General features: G+C 59.9%; 10 protein-coding genes. 4 read left to right on the plus strand and 6 right to left on the minus strand.

What is annotated here, in order from left to right:
• Nucleotides 1-336: 336 nt before the first annotated feature.
• Nucleotides 337-7,920 carry a G5 domain-containing protein gene (locus tag HMPREF2565_RS03840; RefSeq protein WP_071406884.1) on the minus strand — a complete coding sequence of 2,528 codons (7,584 nt, stop codon included), beginning with the start codon at nucleotides 7,918-7,920 and terminating at the stop codon, nucleotides 337-339.
• 388 nt (nucleotides 7,921-8,308) lie between these two features.
• Nucleotides 8,309-9,085, minus strand: coding sequence for a hypothetical protein (locus HMPREF2565_RS03845; protein WP_071406885.1), 777 nt, complete (start codon nucleotides 9,083-9,085; stop codon nucleotides 8,309-8,311).
• A 159-nt stretch (nucleotides 9,086-9,244) separates the two neighbouring features.
• Here HMPREF2565_RS03845 and HMPREF2565_RS03850 point away from each other — a divergent pair, with 159 nt between their 5' ends.
• A complete protein-coding gene (locus HMPREF2565_RS03850; protein WP_210385877.1) occupies nucleotides 9,245-10,384 on the plus strand; it encodes an Mrp/NBP35 family ATP-binding protein in 1,140 nt (379 codons plus the stop codon).
• A gap of 6 nt (nucleotides 10,385-10,390) precedes the next feature.
• On the opposite strand, the gene HMPREF2565_RS03855 is transcribed toward HMPREF2565_RS03850, so the two are convergent.
• From HMPREF2565_RS03855 to sigE, 3 genes are all read right to left on the minus strand, one after another.
• The gene (locus tag HMPREF2565_RS03855; RefSeq protein ID WP_046648304.1) at nucleotides 10,391-10,963 is read right to left on the minus strand and encodes a twin-arginine translocase TatA/TatE family subunit; all 573 of its coding nucleotides are present in this window, start codon (nucleotides 10,961-10,963) and stop codon (nucleotides 10,391-10,393) included.
• A gap of 67 nt (nucleotides 10,964-11,030) precedes the next feature.
• Nucleotides 11,031-11,480, minus strand: a complete 450-nt coding sequence (locus HMPREF2565_RS03860) for an anti-sigma factor family protein (protein ID WP_049154393.1) — start codon at nucleotides 11,478-11,480, stop codon at nucleotides 11,031-11,033.
• 83 nt (nucleotides 11,481-11,563) lie between these two features.
• Nucleotides 11,564-12,229: an RNA polymerase sigma factor SigE gene (gene sigE, locus HMPREF2565_RS03865; protein ID WP_070516829.1), complete on the minus strand. Its 666-nt coding sequence runs from the start codon at nucleotides 12,227-12,229 to the stop codon at nucleotides 11,564-11,566.
• 164 nt (nucleotides 12,230-12,393) lie between these two features.
• Between sigE and HMPREF2565_RS03870 the strand changes: the two genes are divergently transcribed.
• Entirely contained in the window at nucleotides 12,394-13,041 is a 648-nt protein-coding gene (locus tag HMPREF2565_RS03870; RefSeq protein ID WP_046648301.1) for an O-methyltransferase, read from the plus strand.
• 430 nt (nucleotides 13,042-13,471) lie between these two features.
• Here HMPREF2565_RS03870 and glgC read toward each other — a convergent pair whose 3' ends face one another.
• Entirely contained in the window at nucleotides 13,472-14,689 is a 1,218-nt protein-coding gene (glgC, locus tag HMPREF2565_RS03875; RefSeq protein WP_046648300.1) for a glucose-1-phosphate adenylyltransferase, read from the minus strand.
• A gap of 188 nt (nucleotides 14,690-14,877) precedes the next feature.
• On the opposite strand from glgC, the gene glgA reads away from it, so the two are divergent.
• Together glgA and HMPREF2565_RS03885 are read left to right on the plus strand one after the other, a co-directional pair.
• Entirely contained in the window at nucleotides 14,878-16,032 is a 1,155-nt protein-coding gene (gene glgA / locus HMPREF2565_RS03880) for a glycogen synthase (protein WP_071406887.1), read from the plus strand.
• Nucleotides 16,033-16,043: 11 nt separating this feature from the next.
• Nucleotides 16,044-17,501, plus strand: a complete 1,458-nt coding sequence (locus HMPREF2565_RS03885) for a GH32 C-terminal domain-containing protein (protein WP_049154389.1) — start codon at nucleotides 16,044-16,046, stop codon at nucleotides 17,499-17,501.
• Nucleotides 17,502-17,687 lie beyond the last annotated feature (186 nt).

Raw genomic sequence — 17,687 nt, forward strand, 5'->3', positions numbered from 1 at the left:
ACTGCTACCAAATAGCCGGTCGCAACAACGGGATGCCACAGGTGAAGCAACGAAGACCGCGATTGCAGTCACACATAACGACGCGCGCCGCTAGTTAAGCCGTTTCTGAGGTGAGCGAACGACGTCACCGGGTCAATCAAGACGGTATCCGCCGTTTCCCTGCCGCACAGTCTGGGCTCTGCCCTAATACACCGCATTGGCTCTCAACAACGAAATCGAACCACCGCAATGAACTAGGCAAAAAGAGAAACGCCCGAGCTTATGCTCGGGCGTTTCATTCACGGCTTAGTAAACCGTGTCTTCAGGGCCAGCCCGGCCCTGACGCTTCCTAGCGGACTAGGACTCCTTGCGGCGACCAGGACGCAGAAGCAGTACTGCTCCAGCAATCAGTGCCCATGCTGCGGCAAGTAGCCACAGGATATTTGCACCGGTATTCGCCAGGGCTCTAGAAGAGGAGCTCTTCTTGGAGTCCTTCGTGCTCGAGGGCGAGCTAGTAGAGCGAGTGGTATTGTCGCTCTGGCTCGGCTGAGCATTGTTGTTGGACTCCACAGCACTCGGCTGTGCTGCCTCACCTGGTGCCTGCGGCTGATTCGGAGCCTCACCTGGTGCCTGCGGCTGCGGGGCCTCGCCAGGGGCCGGGGCCTTCGGATCCAGCGGCTTCAGCGGCTCAAACGGCTTCTGCGGCAGTGCAGGATCATGCGGCGGCTTGAAGAAGTGACTCAAGACCGGCGGCACAAGAACCAGCGGAATGAGCAGCGGCCACAACCCACCGAGCTCAGGTATACGAGGCTCGTTAGGCTCACCTGGCTTGCCCGGCTCTCCCGGCTCACCTGGCTCGTTCGGCTCATTTGGCTCGTTCGGCTGAGTCGGATCCGTCGGTTCAGTCGGAACCAACGGAGTCGTCGACTCGTCGGTCGGCTTCGGTTCCGGCGTGCCCTTGGTCTCTGTCACAGTCACCGTTACAGTCGGGTCCTCTGACGGCTTCGGCTTGTCTGTGGTCGGCTCCTCCGACGGCTTCGGACGAGACGGATCCTCAGTCACCGTTACCGTGGTGGTCGGCTTAGCCGTGTTGGACGTCGTCGGCTTTGCGGTACCAGAGGGTTCTGGCTCCTCACTCGGCTTCGGCTCCGGAGACTCCTTTGTCTCAGTGACAGTTACCGTCGTAGTGCCACTATCAGAAGGCGTCGGCGTTGGGGTTTCAGAAGTCGGCTGAGGCTCCGAGGGATCCTCGGATGGCTCGGGCTCAGACGGATTGACCGTCGTGGTGACCGTCACCGTCGTCGTTGGACTTGCGCTCGGCTCGTCCGTCGGCTCGGTCGGCTTGGTCGGGTCGTCCGTCGGCTCGGTCGGCTTGGTCGGGTCGTCCGTGGGTTCTTCGGTCGGTTCATCCGTTGGTTCGGTTGGTTCCGTCGGCTCAACTGGGCCACAGCCACAGTTATCGCTAACGACACCGATAACAGTCTTCACGTTGAAGACATCACCGTTCTTCGTGGTCACCTTGACCGGAATCTCCTTGATGGTGCCGCTTGGGGTATCAGCCGGCGGAGTAACCGTCAGCTCACCCGTGGACTCATCAATGGTCACGGTCCAACCAGCCGGAATCTCACCCAACTCGTAGGTGTTGCCCTCAGTGTGGCCGTAGTTGATTCCAACCTTCTTGGTATCGCCGGCCTTGATGACATCCGGGTTGTAGGTCGGTGCCGGGATCAGCTCGGGATCATCTGGTTCAGTCGGCTCGGTCGGCTCCGTGGGCTCATCCTGCGGGTCTTCCTTCACGATGAAGACAGCGTTGGTGACGTACGGCTTGCCGCCCTTCGGGGTCACCGTTACCGGAACCTCGATGTAGTCGCCGGACTTCGCCGTCGACGGTGCAGTTGCCGTCACCCGGCCGTTCTCGTCAACGGAGACGGTCCAGCCGTCCACGTCCGATGGCACCTCATAGGTGTTGCCGTCCGTGTGCTTCTTTACGTCCTGAGACTCAGACTGGCCAGGCTTAACCAGCTCAACACCGTAGAAGGAGCGCTCCAGTTCCGGATCCGGGTACGGGGCCGGCTCCTTCTCCGTCACCGTCGTGGTGGTGTTGCTGGTCTCGGTAACCTTCTCCGTCGTGGTGACCTTAGAGGTCTCCGTGACGGCCTTGGTACCGATGCGCAGCTTGCGTGGCGTCGGTTCCTTGGTCACATTCTCGTTGGTCTCCGGGCCACCGACAGGAACACCGTTCTCCAGCTTCCAGACCTTGGTGATCTCCTTCTCTCCGAAGGAACCAGGTTGCTCCTCAACGACCTTTCCAGCCTCGAGGTTCGGGTCAGTCTCAACGAGAGTATCGAACGGGATGCTCTCCTTGTGCTTATCGGTCAGCTCAGTCTGCGTCGGGGCAGACCCGACCTCGATGATGCGCTTGGTCGGCTCGCTGACGACCTCCGTGGAATCTTCAGTAGTGATTTCACCATTCTCAGACTTCACGTTGACGGTGTGCTTGATCGCGCCCGGCTTTCCTTCTTGGACGACCTTGGTCTCACCCGGCTTGAGTTCAGGGTTAACCCGAACCTCAACTTCGAATGGGGTGTTTTCGGTCCACTCGATGGTCTTGGACGTGGTCTTGCCCTTAGTGCCGACCTTGATGATCTTCTTGACAGGCTCGGTCACGCGCTCGGTCTTGGTCTCGGTACCGACAACATTCGAGTTCTCAATCTTCTGAGTCGTCGTTACCTTGTCCTTGCCCGGCTTACCTTCTTGAACCGTTTCCTGGGTGCCGGCCTCCATGGTGTCGTCGAACTGAATCTCGGTTTCGAATGGAACGTCAACCTCGGTCACTGTCTCATGAGAGCCCTCGGTCTTGGTACCCACACGAATCTCGGCCGCAACCGGCTCCTTGGTGCGCTCAGTCGTCACGGTCGGCTCGCCGAAAGGCTTGCCATCCACGATCTTCTGAGTAGAGGTCTCGACATCAGTGCCGAGCTCACCCTGCTTGTCGACGACCTGCTTGCCTGCCTCCAAGTTCGGGTCCGCGGTAATCTTCGTCTCGAACGGCACCGGCTTCTCAGTCTTGGTTACCACAGAGGTGTCTTCAGCCTTCGGGCCGTACTCGACGATGCGCTCGACAGGTTCAGTGCGGGCCTTGACTTCCTTAACCTGTGCTTCACCGTTGGTGCTGGTAAAGACTGCAGCATAGGAAGCCTCGCCGTTCTTGCCTTCCTGAACCACCCTAGTCTCACCCGGAGCGAGGTCAGGGTTCGGACGCAGAGTCGTGCCGAATGGAATCGGCTCCTTCCACTCGACCGTATCGGTCGCAGTGGCCTGCTTGGTACCAACGGTGATGACCTCGTCGACAGGCTGCTTCGTGATCTCTTCAGAGACCGTCGGCTCACTGTCCGGGTTCGAGTTGGTGATGTTGCGCTTGATCGTCACCGTCTTCTCACCCGGAACACCTGGCGTCGTCACCTTGGACTCACCAGCAGGCATGTTCGGGTCGTACTTGATGACGACCTTGAACGGAGCTTCCGTCTTGAAGGTTTCGACGTTCTCACCAGTGGTCTTGCCACCAACGCGGATGATCTGCTTGACCGGAGCCTTAGTCCGTTCCTTGGTGACTACCGGATCACCGGAAGGTATTCCGTCGACAAGCTTCTGCTTAGTCGTAACGGTCTCTTCGCCTTCTTCACCCTTCTGTTTAACGACCTGCTCGCCAGCCTTAAGAGTGTCGTCATAAATGATCTCAGTCTCGAACGGGATGCGGTTCTTGTCAGTGAAAACCAGTTCCTGATCCTCAAGGCGCGGGCCGTACTCCACAATGCGTGGCTTCGGATCCTTGGTCACGGTATCCGACGTGGTCTTCACCGTTGGAACACCGCCCGGCTCAAGGGTGGCGTCGAATTTCGCAGTGATGGTGCGCTCGCCAGCTTCGCCCTCCTGAACAACCTTCACCTCACCCGGCTTGAGTGCCGAGTTCGGACGCATGATGGTGTCGAAACCAGTAGACATCTTCCAAGTCATTTCATCGGTAGCCTTTGCAGGCTTGGTACCAATGACGACGACCTCATTGACCGGAGCCTTGGTCTGCGACCACTTGCCCTTTCGGTCCTGTACCTCTGTGCCTGGAACACCTTCGGTTTCGACCTTGTAGGTGCCCTGCGGGACGGTGTCATCGAACTTGTACTCAACATCGAACGGCACCTCGCGCGTCGGGGCATCCTGGATGTTGATCGGTGCATAAATCCGATCGGTGGAACCGTCGGAGTAGGTAACCGTGACCGGAACCTTGATAGAGTCACCCGGCTTCGCGGTCTTAGGTGCAGTAGCAATTACGTTGCCCTTGTCATCCAGGCCGACCAGCCAATTGCCGTTGGCCGTCGTAACCGTGTACGTCGGATTACCAAACTCGTTTTTATCCCCGGTTGCAGTGTAGCCATCAGCCGGAGTGATCTTGTACGGCTGATCCGGCGCCACGGTAATACCTTCAGGCAGCTCAATAGTGAGCGGAGAAGTAACCGTCTCACCAGGGAACGTAGTCTCCGGCGGGTAGGTTGGATCGACCTCGAAGTTCTGAGTCAAGTTCACCACAGTGGTTACTGGAGTCTCGTCGGTCGAACCATCGGGGTACGTCACCGTGACGTTGTGTACGTGCTTGTCACCCGGCTTAGAGTCAGCGGGCGGGGTTACGGAAACCTCACCGGTCTTCGGATCGATCTTGTAGGTCCACCCGTCAACGGTGTCCTCAGTTTTCGGCTTGTCGCCGTCCAAGCCGAAGGAGAAGGTCGTACCGTTCGGCGCACCGTCCCGGTTAACGGAACGCTTCACCTCGGTGCCTGGCTTGGTTGATTCGACCGGGTATGTAGGCTCGCTGATGTCCTTCTGGTTCTCCTTGACATTAAACGGTGCATAGACCGTGTCGGTGGAGCCGTCATAGTAAGTGACGGTAACAGGGATACTCACGCCGTCACCAGGTCGAGCGTCCTTCGGTGCGGTGGCGGTGACGACACCGTTTTCGTCGACGCTGACCTTCCATCCATTGAAGTCTGAGGGCACCTGGAAACGCTTCGAAGGATCCTTAGCGAGGTCGCGTTCAGGAATCCTCGTTACTTCCGTAATCTCGGACTTAATTGTTCCACCAGGCGTGGTGTTTTGCAGCAAGTACTGTGCCTCATAGACCTGCCGTACTTCCGCCTTAACGACGACTGTGGCAATCGTCTTATCAGTCGAACCGTCTTTGTATGTGACACGAACAGGGATATCCGCAGAGGTTCCAGGCAGAGCAAACTTGCTGATCGGAGTGGTGATGACACCCGTAACCGGGTCAATCTTCACATCTTCCCATTTCAGGTTGCGGGGTGGATCAATATAATCCGGGTCATTCGGATCCGTAATAATGGAAAACTTCGGTTCAGCAGCATCGTACAGGTTAGTACGATCCACCTGGCTAACCACTAATGTACCGGGTTGACCACTAACCGTCGGATACAAGGGATCATTCGTACGCGCGTAGGCATCGATGACCGTAAACTCTGCCGGAACAGTAGCGGTGGAACCATCCGGGTAGGTTACTTCTACATTGACGGTGACAGTCGTACCATTCTCCACTGTCGCATTCGGGGTTGCGGTAACCGTACCCTTCTCATCAATGCCGAACTCCCAGTCCTGCGGCAAGTTATCAGGCAACTTGTACTTAGCGAGCTTCGGATCGGACAACATCGTATCGATATCCGAAGTCGCCTTCTCCCCTGCCTTAGTCACCTGCGCAGGGTAGGAAGCGAAGTCCTTACCGGAACCATCACCAATAACGTTGATGGTTCCGGTCACCACCTGTGGGGTAGCGCCCGTAGCGTAGTAAGCCTTCACTGGGATGGTTAGTCGCGCGCCAGGTATAGCTGTTTCCGGAATCGTCGAAGTCAGCTCACCAGTATTCTCGTCGATAGTGACTGTCCAGTCACCATATTTGTACTCCAAAGAACCGTCTGGGAAAGTATAGCGATTGGGCTTCTCGTCATCGGCGCGACCGCCCAAGCCAATCTCCGGCAAGGTCGGCTGAAGCGTAACCGTTTCATTTATGTGGCCGGATTCCGCGGTGTAGTCCGGAACCTTGATCGCATTGACGATCTGGAAGGGAACCTCAACGGTATCGGTCGTCCCATCTGGGTAGGTAGCGATAACCCTCGGCAAAATCTTAGTGTTGTTCTTAGCAGCTTCCGGCGACGTCGCCTTGACCTTTACAGTTCCATCATCATCGACCGTTACTTTCCATCCTTCCGGAACGGACGCAGGGTCAACATCAAAAGACTTGGGCCGGACTGGGTCGTATCCCTCAAAGCTGGGCTTTAAATCAAGCTCTGAAACGAGTACTTTACCAGCTGGGCCCTCGACGGTTCCTCTGACAGCAAGTTCCGTCACCTGGGTATTGTTCGGATCAATAACTGCGAGCAGCGGGATAATATCCCGCGAACCATTGGAATAGGTGACAATGACCTGGGGCTGCGCAAAGGTACCCGGGAGCGGGTTGGCAGGTGTCGTGACGGTGACGTCATAGGTGTTTGGATCTAACTTGGCGTCCCAGCCCTGGTAGACATAGCGCTTATCAAGCTTGACCTCGGCTTCAACGCCGCCGTCCTCACGCTTCCTCACCAAATCAGCGATCTTGTCACCAACCTGCTTATAGGTCAGCGTCTGGCGCCCAGTCACAACTGTATTAGTAGTCTTATCAACACCAGAGGTCACCGATTGCTGGACCGGAGAATACTCCGGATCGTGGAACTGGGTGTCGTCGAAGCTCCACTGGTGGTTCCCGATAACGTTCGGCTTGTTATAGCGCGTTAGCGAGTTCGAGCTTTCGAAGGCTCCATCATGCTCGAGAAACTCATTGTTGCTCTTAGCAGCGTCCTGGAGCTGTGTAACCGTACGCGGCTTGGCCAGCACACTGAAGCGCATGCCCTGCTGATCGCTCAGCTTCGTGCCCTTGTACTTCGGCATGGTGTACTTGATGGTGCCGTCAGCGTCAATAGTCAGGCGCTTGTCTTCAGCGGACGCGTCGGGGTCACTCGTGCCGATAAAGTTACCTTGCGAGTCGAAAGCCTCCACGACCATGCGGGACATGGAGTCATCCGTGCCGCCACCAGTAACAGCAGGAACGTTGATCTTGCCGACCTCGAGCACCTCGCCCGGCCTGATGACCAGCTTCTCCTGGTTCTTCCACGAGACCGTGATCGGGTTACATTCGATGTTCTCACTCGGCCACGGGTTCACGACGGCCGTAAAGCCTGCAGATTCTCCCCGGGTGGCCCTAGTCCTTGGGTCGGGATTTTCCTGCTTATAGTTACCCTGCCAGGCGTAACGTACCGGGTTGGCGGCGGTGGCCTCAGCGAACTGCTTGACTTTCGCATCGGTCAGTTCCGCGTTGAGGTTCAGGTTTCGCTGTGCCCTAGAAGGGGTAATAGCGAGGAATTCGTCGGCCTTGTGCGTGACTACCTCGCCTGGAAGAAACGTCTGGCCGACATTCATCGACTGGAATTGGCCTGCGTCGAGGTACGCGCCCATATTGCCTGAATTGGTAAAGCCCCAATCAGCGAACGTGCGGTCCTTCGAGTTATCAAAGGCGACGCTCAAACCCCACCGGGTTTTCGAAGGGGTCTCACCAGTCGGTTCTTGGGTGTTCCAGCTGAAACCAGCCTGGCTGCCCTTCTGAGCGTTTGAGCCGACAACACACGAACCGGCCGGCAGGTCGGAGGCCTTCTGGGCGTCCTGCTCTACCGCGCCGTTGCCGTCGCTGCCGCGGAGGCCGCCGGTAAAGCCAGAAGCTGCTGTGGCCTCGGGGACCACAGTATTAAAAGAGGTGATGCTGAGGCCGCTCAGCGCGAGTGTAATAGCAGAAAGTGCTGCTACTCCTTTACGGGAAGAGGGCCGACGGGCCGAGCCACTTCGTGGTGCATTCATTCCTTAGGTCCTTTCAAATGCAGTACCCTGCCCCACCCCACAGTGTGGAAACCCGAAAGCCGCGGCGGCTTCTCAAGGCATTTCCTCACAAATTCGTTTAAGGATTGACAGGAAATAGGCAGGTGAACGCTAGAAATTGTACCCTCCTATACATAAACCCGCAAGAAAAACAGGGTTTTACCTGGAATCTTTAAGAATAAGTACACAAGCGCGTGGGAATTATAGATTTCCTGGAATCGACCACTCTGTGAGATACTGATCGTTTTCCACACGTAGGGAGTGGGGCGGTGCGGCGAGACGTCGCCAAGCAGGGCGTGTCCAGCGCCGTTTTATACAGTCCTAGGTTGTTCCCCCAGGCGCCGAGGACTGCGCCCCTAGCTTGTATCTCCTAGGATTCCTCGTGGACCAAATCCGAGCCGCCGGAAGAGTTGGAGTCACCTTCCTCGTTGAGGTTCTGCATGAGGTTGGCCTCCATCCAGGCGCGCACGGTCTCTTCAAAATCCTCGGAGTCGTCTACTTCCTGCACCACTTCATCGAGGTCCTGCGCGGTGAGGAACTTGGTAAAGGAGGCAACTTCCAGCTTTTCATCGCGGTTGAATAGCCCGTCTTGGTAGACCACAACGTAATTCTGTGGAAGCTCCGGCTTTGACTTGGGGCAGCCTTCGGCACCGGCGGGCTCCACCACGGAGACCTCCGGGGGCAGCGAGGCCATGAGCGCGACGTGGGTGCGCTCCAAAAAGTCCACGTCCTTGGTGCCCTCTTCCTTGGCAGCCACGTAGTCCTTGGAAATCGCGCGGGCTTCCTCCGGGTTGTAGACGCTTAAGAATTCACCCGTGCAGCCCACGAAGAAGTTGCCGTTAGTGCTGACCCCGCTGATGTGCTCCCCTCCTTGACGCACCAGCTTTGGCTTCTGAGAAACGGTAGCCGCGCGTCCCTCATCGCGCAGGGTCTGGCGGTAGATCTCCGCCAGCACGCGCTGCTCATGGGATGTCGGGTCAATCATGATGGTGATAGGCGCCGAGTTCACTGGGTTCGGATCCGGCTTGGGTTCATACCCAGAGCAGGCGCTTAACGACGCCCCCGCAACCCCCACCAAGGCCACCCCAACAACGCGGGCGAAGGTGCGGGAATGTGCAATAAGGCGGGGCATCAGAATCAGGCGCATTCTTTCTATTCAACCGGACATGCAGCACACATGTCGCTGTTCTTCAGGGTCCTCAGTCCGCAGCGCTGGGCCGCAGCATCTGGCTGAATCTTACACACCTCGCTGGCCAGACGGCGGTGTGGCTCTCCCCGATAGCAAGTGACTAGACTAATGCGCGTTATGACTAGCGCTATTACTGAATCTTCCGTTCGCGACGCGCTCACCCGCGTCGATGACCCAGAAATCGGCCGCCCCATCACGGAGCTCGGCATGGTGAAGTCCGTGACCGTCACCGGCTCGGACGTGGACATCGAGCTTTATCTCACCATCGCCGGCTGCCCGATGAAGGGCACCATCGAGTCCAATACCCGCGCGGCCGTGGCGGAACTCGACGGTGTCGGCAACATCAACATCTCGATGACGCCGATGAGCGACGAGCAACGTAAGGAGCTCAAGCAGAAGCTGCGCGGCGGGCAGGCCGAGCCGGAGATCCCCTTTGCCAAGCCCGAGTCCACCACCCGCGTGTTCGCGGTGGCCTCCGGCAAGGGTGGCGTGGGCAAGTCCTCCGTCACGGTGAACCTGGCCGCCGCCTTGGTCAACAAGGGGCTCAAGGTGGGCATCGTGGACGCCGATATTTACGGCCACTCCGTCCCCAGCCTGCTGGGTTCCACGGCGGGCCCCACAGTGCTTGACGACGAAATGCTGCTTCCCCCCATCTCCCACGGCATCAAGCACATTTCCATTGGCCAGTTCGTGGAGGGCAACGCGCCGGTGGTCTGGCGCGGGCCGATGCTCCACCGCGCCCTCCAGCAATTCCTCGCGGACGTCTTCTGGGGAGACCTCGACGTGCTCCTGCTGGACCTGCCGCCGGGTACCGGCGATGTTGCCCTGTCGGTGGCCCAGCTCATCCCCAATGCGGAGCTGTTGATTGTGACCACCCCGCAGGCGGCCGCGGCCGAGGTGGCCGAGCGCGCCGGTTCCATCTCGCAGCAAACGCGCCAGCGCGTGGCCGGCGTGATTGAGAACATGGGTGCGATGGTCATGCCGGATGGTTCCACCATGGATATCTTCGGCTCCGGCGGCGGCACAGTAGTGGCCGAGCGCCTCAGCATGCTGCTGGGCCACGAGGTTTCCCTGCTGGCCAGCATCCCGCTGGATCCGAGCCTGCGCGCGACTGGCGATGCCGGAACCCCCATCGTTATTTCCGCGCCCGACTCCCCCGCTACCCAGGCCATCAACAAGGTGGCGGATTCCATTGCGGTGCGCTCCGATTCTCTCGTGGGCAAGAAGCTCGGCTTGGGTGTCACCCGCAAGAGCTAAAAGCCCTTAGGTGACGTCCTCCCAGGAGGAGCTGCCCTCGCCGGTGGATGCATTTCCGCCGCGCGGGGGCTGTGTCGTTTTAGCCGCCTTCTCCCCCGCCGGCTGCTCAGCGTCAAGGTCCGGATAGACCTGCGAATAATCAAAGGTCGGCCGGCCAGTGTTCTGCTCCGGCGCTGGCTGCGCCGGCCCCTGCTGGTTATGCGCGGGTTGGTTGTTTACTTCCGCGTCATGCTCATACGGGCTGGTGCTCTTCTTGATGTCCTCAGCCATCTTCTTCGGGTTGAAGTCGTCCCAGGCGGAATCGTCGCCGTCGAAAAGCGCCTTGGTAATCACCCCGCGCGGGCCCATGCGCGTCCACTCCGCCGCCTGGCTCAGGGGCACCCGGAGGTCATCGAACTCCGCGCCGAGACCGCTCATCTCACCGTTGAGCTCCGCCTTGGCGTTCGCAATGGCCTTGCGCGCCGCGTAGATAGCCGCGCGAACGTCCATAATCACGCCGGGCAGGCGCTCGGGGCCGATGATCACCAGACCCAGCAGCACGATGACGAGGATCTCTACCCAACCAATTGAGGAAAACACGAAACTATCTTAACTACTTCGCTAGTGATGACAGGGTGACGGGCGCGCGGAAGGCTTCGGTCTCTTGTTAGCCCCGCTGGTTGTGCCGGATGGCGCGCACAACCATCTCCACCTTGTCCAGGAAATCCTGACGTGGCTGGTGCGCAGGCGCTTCCGCATCGGGCCCGGGCCCTACGCCCTGATGAGCGATACCCGCGAGCTTCGCCATGAGCGAGTCCGGCGCCTTGACGTGGGATTCCACGCTGCATTCGCGCACCCACTCGGCAGCATTGCGCTGGTGGTGAATTTCTGCGCGGCATTCTGGGCAGTGCACGAGGTGGATGCGCACGCGGTGGGCATATTTGGCTGGCATCTCGCCGTCGACGAAAGCGACGACCGCCTCGGGCCCCAAATGGCCGATAGTATCTGCCCGCTGAGCGCGGGCCTTTGCCTTATCGCGGACTTTGGCTTGGGCCTCGGTGAAGAACCCGGACAGACTCAGGGACTGGCCGTCGCTGCTATGTCCTTCTTCTTTCACCTCAACGTCACCTCACCTCAGTGCGCGCTCCTCTGCCCTAGGCGGCAGAATTCTCGCGGTCTCAGACTTAAACGCTGCCCAGTCTAGCGCGTACGCAGCAGGCTGCGGGTGTCTGCGTTGCTCTCGGCTTCCTTCTCCAGAGCGGCACGCAGCTGGGAGCGGCCGCGGTGGATGCGGGAGCGCACGGTGCCCATCTTGACGCCGAGGGTTTCGGCGATTTCGTCGTAGCTCATGCCGACGACGTCACAGAGCACGACGGCCACGCGGAAATCCGGTGCGAGGTTATCCAGCGCGGACTGCAGCGCCGGATCCAGGTTAGCTACCGAATAGGCCTGCTCCGGTGTCATGTCCGTGCCGGGGACGCGTTCATAATCCTCCGGCAGGGCCTCCATGCGAATCTTGGAGCGGTGGCGGACCATGTCCAGGAAGAGGTTGGTGGTGATGCGGTGCAGCCAGCCCCCAAAGGTTCCCGCTTGGTACTTATCCAAGGAGCGGAAGACGCGCATGAAGGTCTCTTGGGTGAGGTCTTCGGCATCGTGCTGGTTGCCGGAAAGGCGGTAAGCCAAGCGGTAGACATCATCGGCGTGCTCAGCCACGAGTTCGCCCCAGGAAGGCATATCGGCTTGGCCGGCGTCGAACGCAGCGGTTCCGGTCAACTTCTCAGTTTCAGCGCTGGCATCATGGCTGCCAGTGGCGGAGGAATCGGTGGAACGGTGAGCGTGCTCAAACTCGCGCTGCTGTGTGGTCATGCCGAATATCTTTCTATAGTGCGCGTCGAAACTCCAGCCACGGCCCTGTGAGCAGCCTGTGAATCCGTCACAACGCTTACATGCGCTTCTTGCGTCACACGGGCCAGCGAGTTACGGGCGATTCTCAACACGCAACCTCGGTGATTTCACTATGGTTTTCTTTTGTGACTACTACGGCTTATGACGCAATGCGAACCTACATCGAATCCACCAGCGAGGTCTCCGAGGTTCTCGCCGGCGCCCGCGCCCACGCGGAGGAGTATGGCCTGCCAGCACCGGATGAGGCAACCGGCCAGTTGCTCACCACGCTCGCGGCGGTTTCATCCGGCACCACCTCGCGCCCACAGGCGGTGGCGATTACTCCCGCAGCATCCGTCGTGGGCCTCTATCTGCTTGCCGGCATGCCGGAGAACGGAATCCTCACCTGCATCGATCCGGAGGCAGAGCACCAGGCCAGCGCCAAGCGAACCTTCCGCGAGGCCGGCTACTCCCCCAGCCGCGGCCGTTTCTTACCCTCGCGCCCCCTCGACATCATGGGCCGTCTGGCTAATGACACCTACCAGGTGATCTACGCCGAGGTCCCAGCGCTCGATATGCCTGCACTGCTCAAGGCCGCCTGGCCGCTGCTGCACCAGCACGGCACTTTGGTGCTGGCCAATGCGCTTCTCGACGGCACCGTGGCCGACCCCTCCCGCACCGACCGCGACACCGCCGCTGCCCGCGAGGCCGACGAGGTTGCCCGCTCCCTCGAGGGCGCGGCCGTGACGCGCCTGCCCTACGGCGCGGGCCTGACGCTCATTACCAAGCTGTAGCCGCCTTCTGAAACTGCCCGATCTGCCAAAACCATCGCCTGTTTTTCGATCGGCTCGGAGACTTTCGTCATTTAGGACACCGTTGGTTTAGCCACTGATACGTCTCCGAGCAAACCCCGCCCTGTGGCGCCGGTGTCCTTCTTTGCGCCCACTTTTACTCCTTCTCCGTTCCCACCCCCGCCCTTCGCGCTCACCGTGGGGCTTCGCCAAGCGGCCTGCGCGCGCTCGGTGAGCGCGAAGGGTGTGTTGGTGCAAGGTGTGGTTGTGCCGCGCGTGTTGTTGCAGGGTGTGCTGTTGCAAGGGTGTGTTGTCGCGCAGGCTCCTGAAGCAGCCTGGGACTCGTCGGCGCCATCAAAGCCACGAAAATCGGGCGTGGAGTGGACTTCAATCCACCCGCACGCCCGCTTAAACTACTGTGCTGTCTCGCGGCTTAGACCTTTACGTTCTTACCCACGACGACCACGCCACCTTCGGAAACCTTGAAGCGCTCCTCATCGCGCTCGCGGTCCACGCCGATGATCGCACCATCGCTGACCACCACGTTCTTGTCCAGGATGGCGTGGCGGACCACCGCGCCGCGTCCAATGCGCACGCCCGGCAGGATGACGGAGCCTTCCACCGTCGCGCCATCGGCCACGTGCACGTCCGAGGAGAGCACAGAGTTGCGCACCGTACCGCCGGAGACAATGCAGCCCGGAGCCACCATCGAGGACTGCGCGATACCGTTCTGCACGAACTTCGCCGGCGGGAAGTTCGAGTCATCCGTGGAGTGAATCGGCCACGAACGGTTGTACAAGTTGAAAATGGGGTGCACAGAAATCATGTCCATGTGCGCCTCATAGAAGGAGTCGATGGTACCGACATCGCGCCAATAGCCATGGTCACGCTCCGTGGAGCCGGGCACCTCATTTGCCATGAAGTCGTAGACGTGTGCCTGCTCGCGCTTCACGAAATAAGGAATGATGTTTCCGCCCATATCATGCGCGGAGTCCTCATTCTTTTCGTCTTCCAGCAAAGCGTCAATAAGCGCCTGCGTGGTGAAGACGTAGTTGCCCATGGAGGCGTAGGTCATGTTCGGATCATCCGGGGTGGCCGGGGGATTCGCAGGCTTCTCGACGAACTCCGTAATCGTGCCCATCCCATCCGCCTGGATGCAGCCAAAGGCAGAAGCCTCCGAGCGCGGGACGCGGATGCCTGCCACTGAACAGTCCAGACCAGTCGCGATGTGCTCCTCCACCATCTGGGCCGGGTCCATGCGGTAGACGTGGTCGGCGCCGAAGACGATCACGTAATCCGGCTTCTCGTCATAAATCAGGTTCAGCGACTGCAAGATGGCATCGGCCGAACCGTTGTACCAACGCTTACCGCGGCGCTGCTGGGCTGGCACGGAAGCGATGTACTGCGGGGTCGGCCCAGACAGGTTCCATGCCTGGGAAATGTGGCGGTCCAAGGAGTGGGACTTGTACTGGGTCAGCACCGCAATCTTGAGGTATCCGGCGTTAACGAGGTTGGACAGCACGAAGTCGATCAGGCGGTAGGAACCACCGAAAGGAACGGCGGGCTTAGCGCGGTCTTCCGTCAGCGGAAAGAGGCGCTTTCCCTCGCCGCCGGCAAGGACAATGGCAAGGACATTAGGAAGGCTTCTCACACCACCCAACTTATAGACATTTTCCGCATCGTGCAGTAGAAGTTTGCGTGATTTTACCCCCTTTAACCTCCCTCACCCCGCTTGCATGCTTCCTTCGTGTTTGCGTCCCAAAGCCGCTGCGCGCCGCGCCCGAGGCGCGCGATAGGAAGGTTTAGCGCGCGCTGCGGAATGTCCGTATTCTGGCGAGTATGAGAGCCGGAATTTTTTCTAAGGAGTATCCGCCTGAGATTTACGGTGGAGCTGGCGTCCATGTTGCAGAGCTCACCCGTTTCATGCGCGAGATCATCGATGTCTCCGTCCATTGCATGGGGTCTGAGCGTGACGAGAAAGACGTCTTTGTCCATGGCGTTGACCCCGCATTGAAGGATGCTAACGCCGCGCTGCAGACACTGTCTACGGGTCTGCGCATGACCAACGCCGCCTCCGATATCGATGTGGCTCACTCCCACACGTGGTACACGGGCCTTGGCGGGCACCTCGCCAGCCGCTTGTACGACATCCCCCACGTGGTTACCGCGCACTCCCTCGAGCCGCACCGCCCGTGGAAGCGCGAGCAGCTGGGCGGCGGTTATGAGGTCTCCTCTTGGTCGGAGAAGAACGCGATGGAATACGCCGACGCCGTCATCGCCGTATCTGCCGGCATGAAAGATTCCATCTTGGATGCCTACCCCCGTATCGACGCCGATAAGGTGCATGTGGTCCTCAATGGCATCGATACGCAGGTGTGGCAGCCGGGTGAGTCGGCGGTGCTGGATAAGTTGGGCGTCGACAAGCAGCGTCCTGTCGTTGCCTTCGTGGGCCGGATTACCCGACAGAAGGGCGTGAAGCACCTGCTCAAGGCGGCCCAGAGCTTTGATGAGGATATCCAGCTCGTGTTGTGTGCGGGCGCGCCGGATACGCCGGAGATTGCGGCGGAGACCGAAGCCCTCGTGGAGGAGCTGCGTTCGCAGCGCGATGGTGTGTTCTGGGTTAAGGACATGTTGTCCCGCGAGGAGATTAAGCAGGTCTATTCCGGTGCCGATGTGTTCGTCTGCCCGTCGATCTATGAGCCGCTGGGCATTGTTAACCTCGAAGCCATGGCTTGCGGCACCGCGGTCGTAGCCTCCAATGTGGGTGGCATCCCGGAGGTCGTCGTGGATGGTGAGACCGGCGTTTTGGTCAATTACGATGCCGCTGATGAAGCCACCTTTGAGGCTGATCTCGCCGCCGCCGTGAATCGAGTGGCCGCGGACAAGGAACTGACGCAGCGCTATGGCAGCGCCGGTCGCCAGCGCGCGATTGATGACTTCTCGTGGGCTACCATCGCGCAGCAGACCGTGGACATTTACCGTTCGTTGATGTAGGAAGGACTGCCGTGACTCTTAACGAACCGCCTCATCGCCCAGAACTTCATTTCGTTCCCGATACCGGGTTGCTCGACGCCCCCGCGGGAATCGTCCGCGACGGTAACACGTGGCACCTGTTCCACCAATACCGGACTGCGGCTGACCAGCCCGCACGCTGGGGCCATTCCACGTCCGAAGAAACAGCTTTTGAGTGGCTGGACTGCGACGACGTCCTCGCCCCCGTAGGCGGAGAGCTGTCGCTGCGTGCTGGCTCCGTCGCGGAGGGTAAGGACGCGCTCAACTTGTATTTCACCTCGGTGACCTCGGTGGGCACGAGCGTGCGCCTAGCGCGTTACACCGACTACGCCGATGAATGCGTCGTCTCCGATGACCCTACGGCGCTCGACCCGGATGTCGTCCGCTTCGGCGAGGCTGTCGGAGCCAGCACCAATCACGACCGCTTCCGCTCTCCCTCTGTGGTCCCAGATTGGGCCAAGGAGGACCGCGAGGAAGGCCACGATGGCTGGCTCATGCTTGCGCTGACCGGGCACTCGGACGCGCCGGTGCCGGTGATCCTGGATAGCCCCGATGGCGAATCCTGGACGCTCCTCGGGCCGTTGAGCTTCGACGGCGACCCCGGTTTTGAGGAGGGCGAGGTTCCGGCTACCTCCCCCATCCCGCCGGTGGTCTCGCCGCGCTTGGTGCGCCTGCGCGACGAGGTCGATAGGGAAATCTACGATGTGCTCTTCGTGACCTTAGAGCGCGAGGGCCGCGATGTTTCCGGCTATATCGTGGGCCGCCTTGATGGCACGGTGTTCACCGTGGCGAAGGGTTTCCAGCGCGTGGACTTTGGCCACGATTTCTCCCGCCCGCGCAACACCAACACCACGACCGGAACGATTCCGCAAGAGCGCCGCTACGACCGTGCGGTCATCCTCGGTCTGCTCAACGGCAACGGTCGCGGTGACGACGCCACCAAGCACCCATCCTGGGAGGCGGAGGGCTGGGCCAATAGCCTGTCGCTGCCCCGTGCGGTCACGCTGCAGGGCGGTGTGCTGTACCAGACCCCGGCGGAGGGTCTGCCGGATGCGGTGAAGCTCTCCGATTATGCCCAATCCTGGACTGGTGTTTTGGAGGTTCCGGAAGGCTCCGCCGTGACCGTCACGCTGAAGGACAGTAACGGTGATGCCGCCGCTGTCATCCGCCACACCGGCTCCGAGATCAGCCTGGATCGCTCCATGTCGAAGGCCTTTGATCACTACTTCAAGGACTCTGCTCCTGCGGTGACCCAACTGGCGGAGGGCGATTCGGACACGCTTACCGTCATCCAAGACGGCGCTAGCGTTGAGGTGTTTGTGGATGGCGGCTTGGTGGCCATGAGCTCCCGCGTCTACTTCGAGGGCGGGTGCTCTGCCATCGAAGTCAGCACGGAGGGCGAGGCTGTCATTGAGCAGTCGTGGAGCCGAAAGGGCACCAAGCGCTCTTAATCGCATCGACTGCGGCACGGCGTATAAAAAGAGGACCGGGTTGACTCGGTCCTCTTTTTTAATGCGCTCCCCTACCCTTCGCGCTCACTGGGGATCCCAAACAACCGTCGCGTGCACTGCCAGTGAGCGCGAAGGGAGACTGACGCAGATCCTTTTAACCTGACTTAGGCCAATTTAGTGCGGAAG

The sequence above is a fragment of the Corynebacterium sp. HMSC072A04 genome (assembly GCF_001809235.1).
GTDB lineage: Bacteria > Actinomycetota > Actinomycetes > Mycobacteriales > Mycobacteriaceae > Corynebacterium > Corynebacterium hiratae.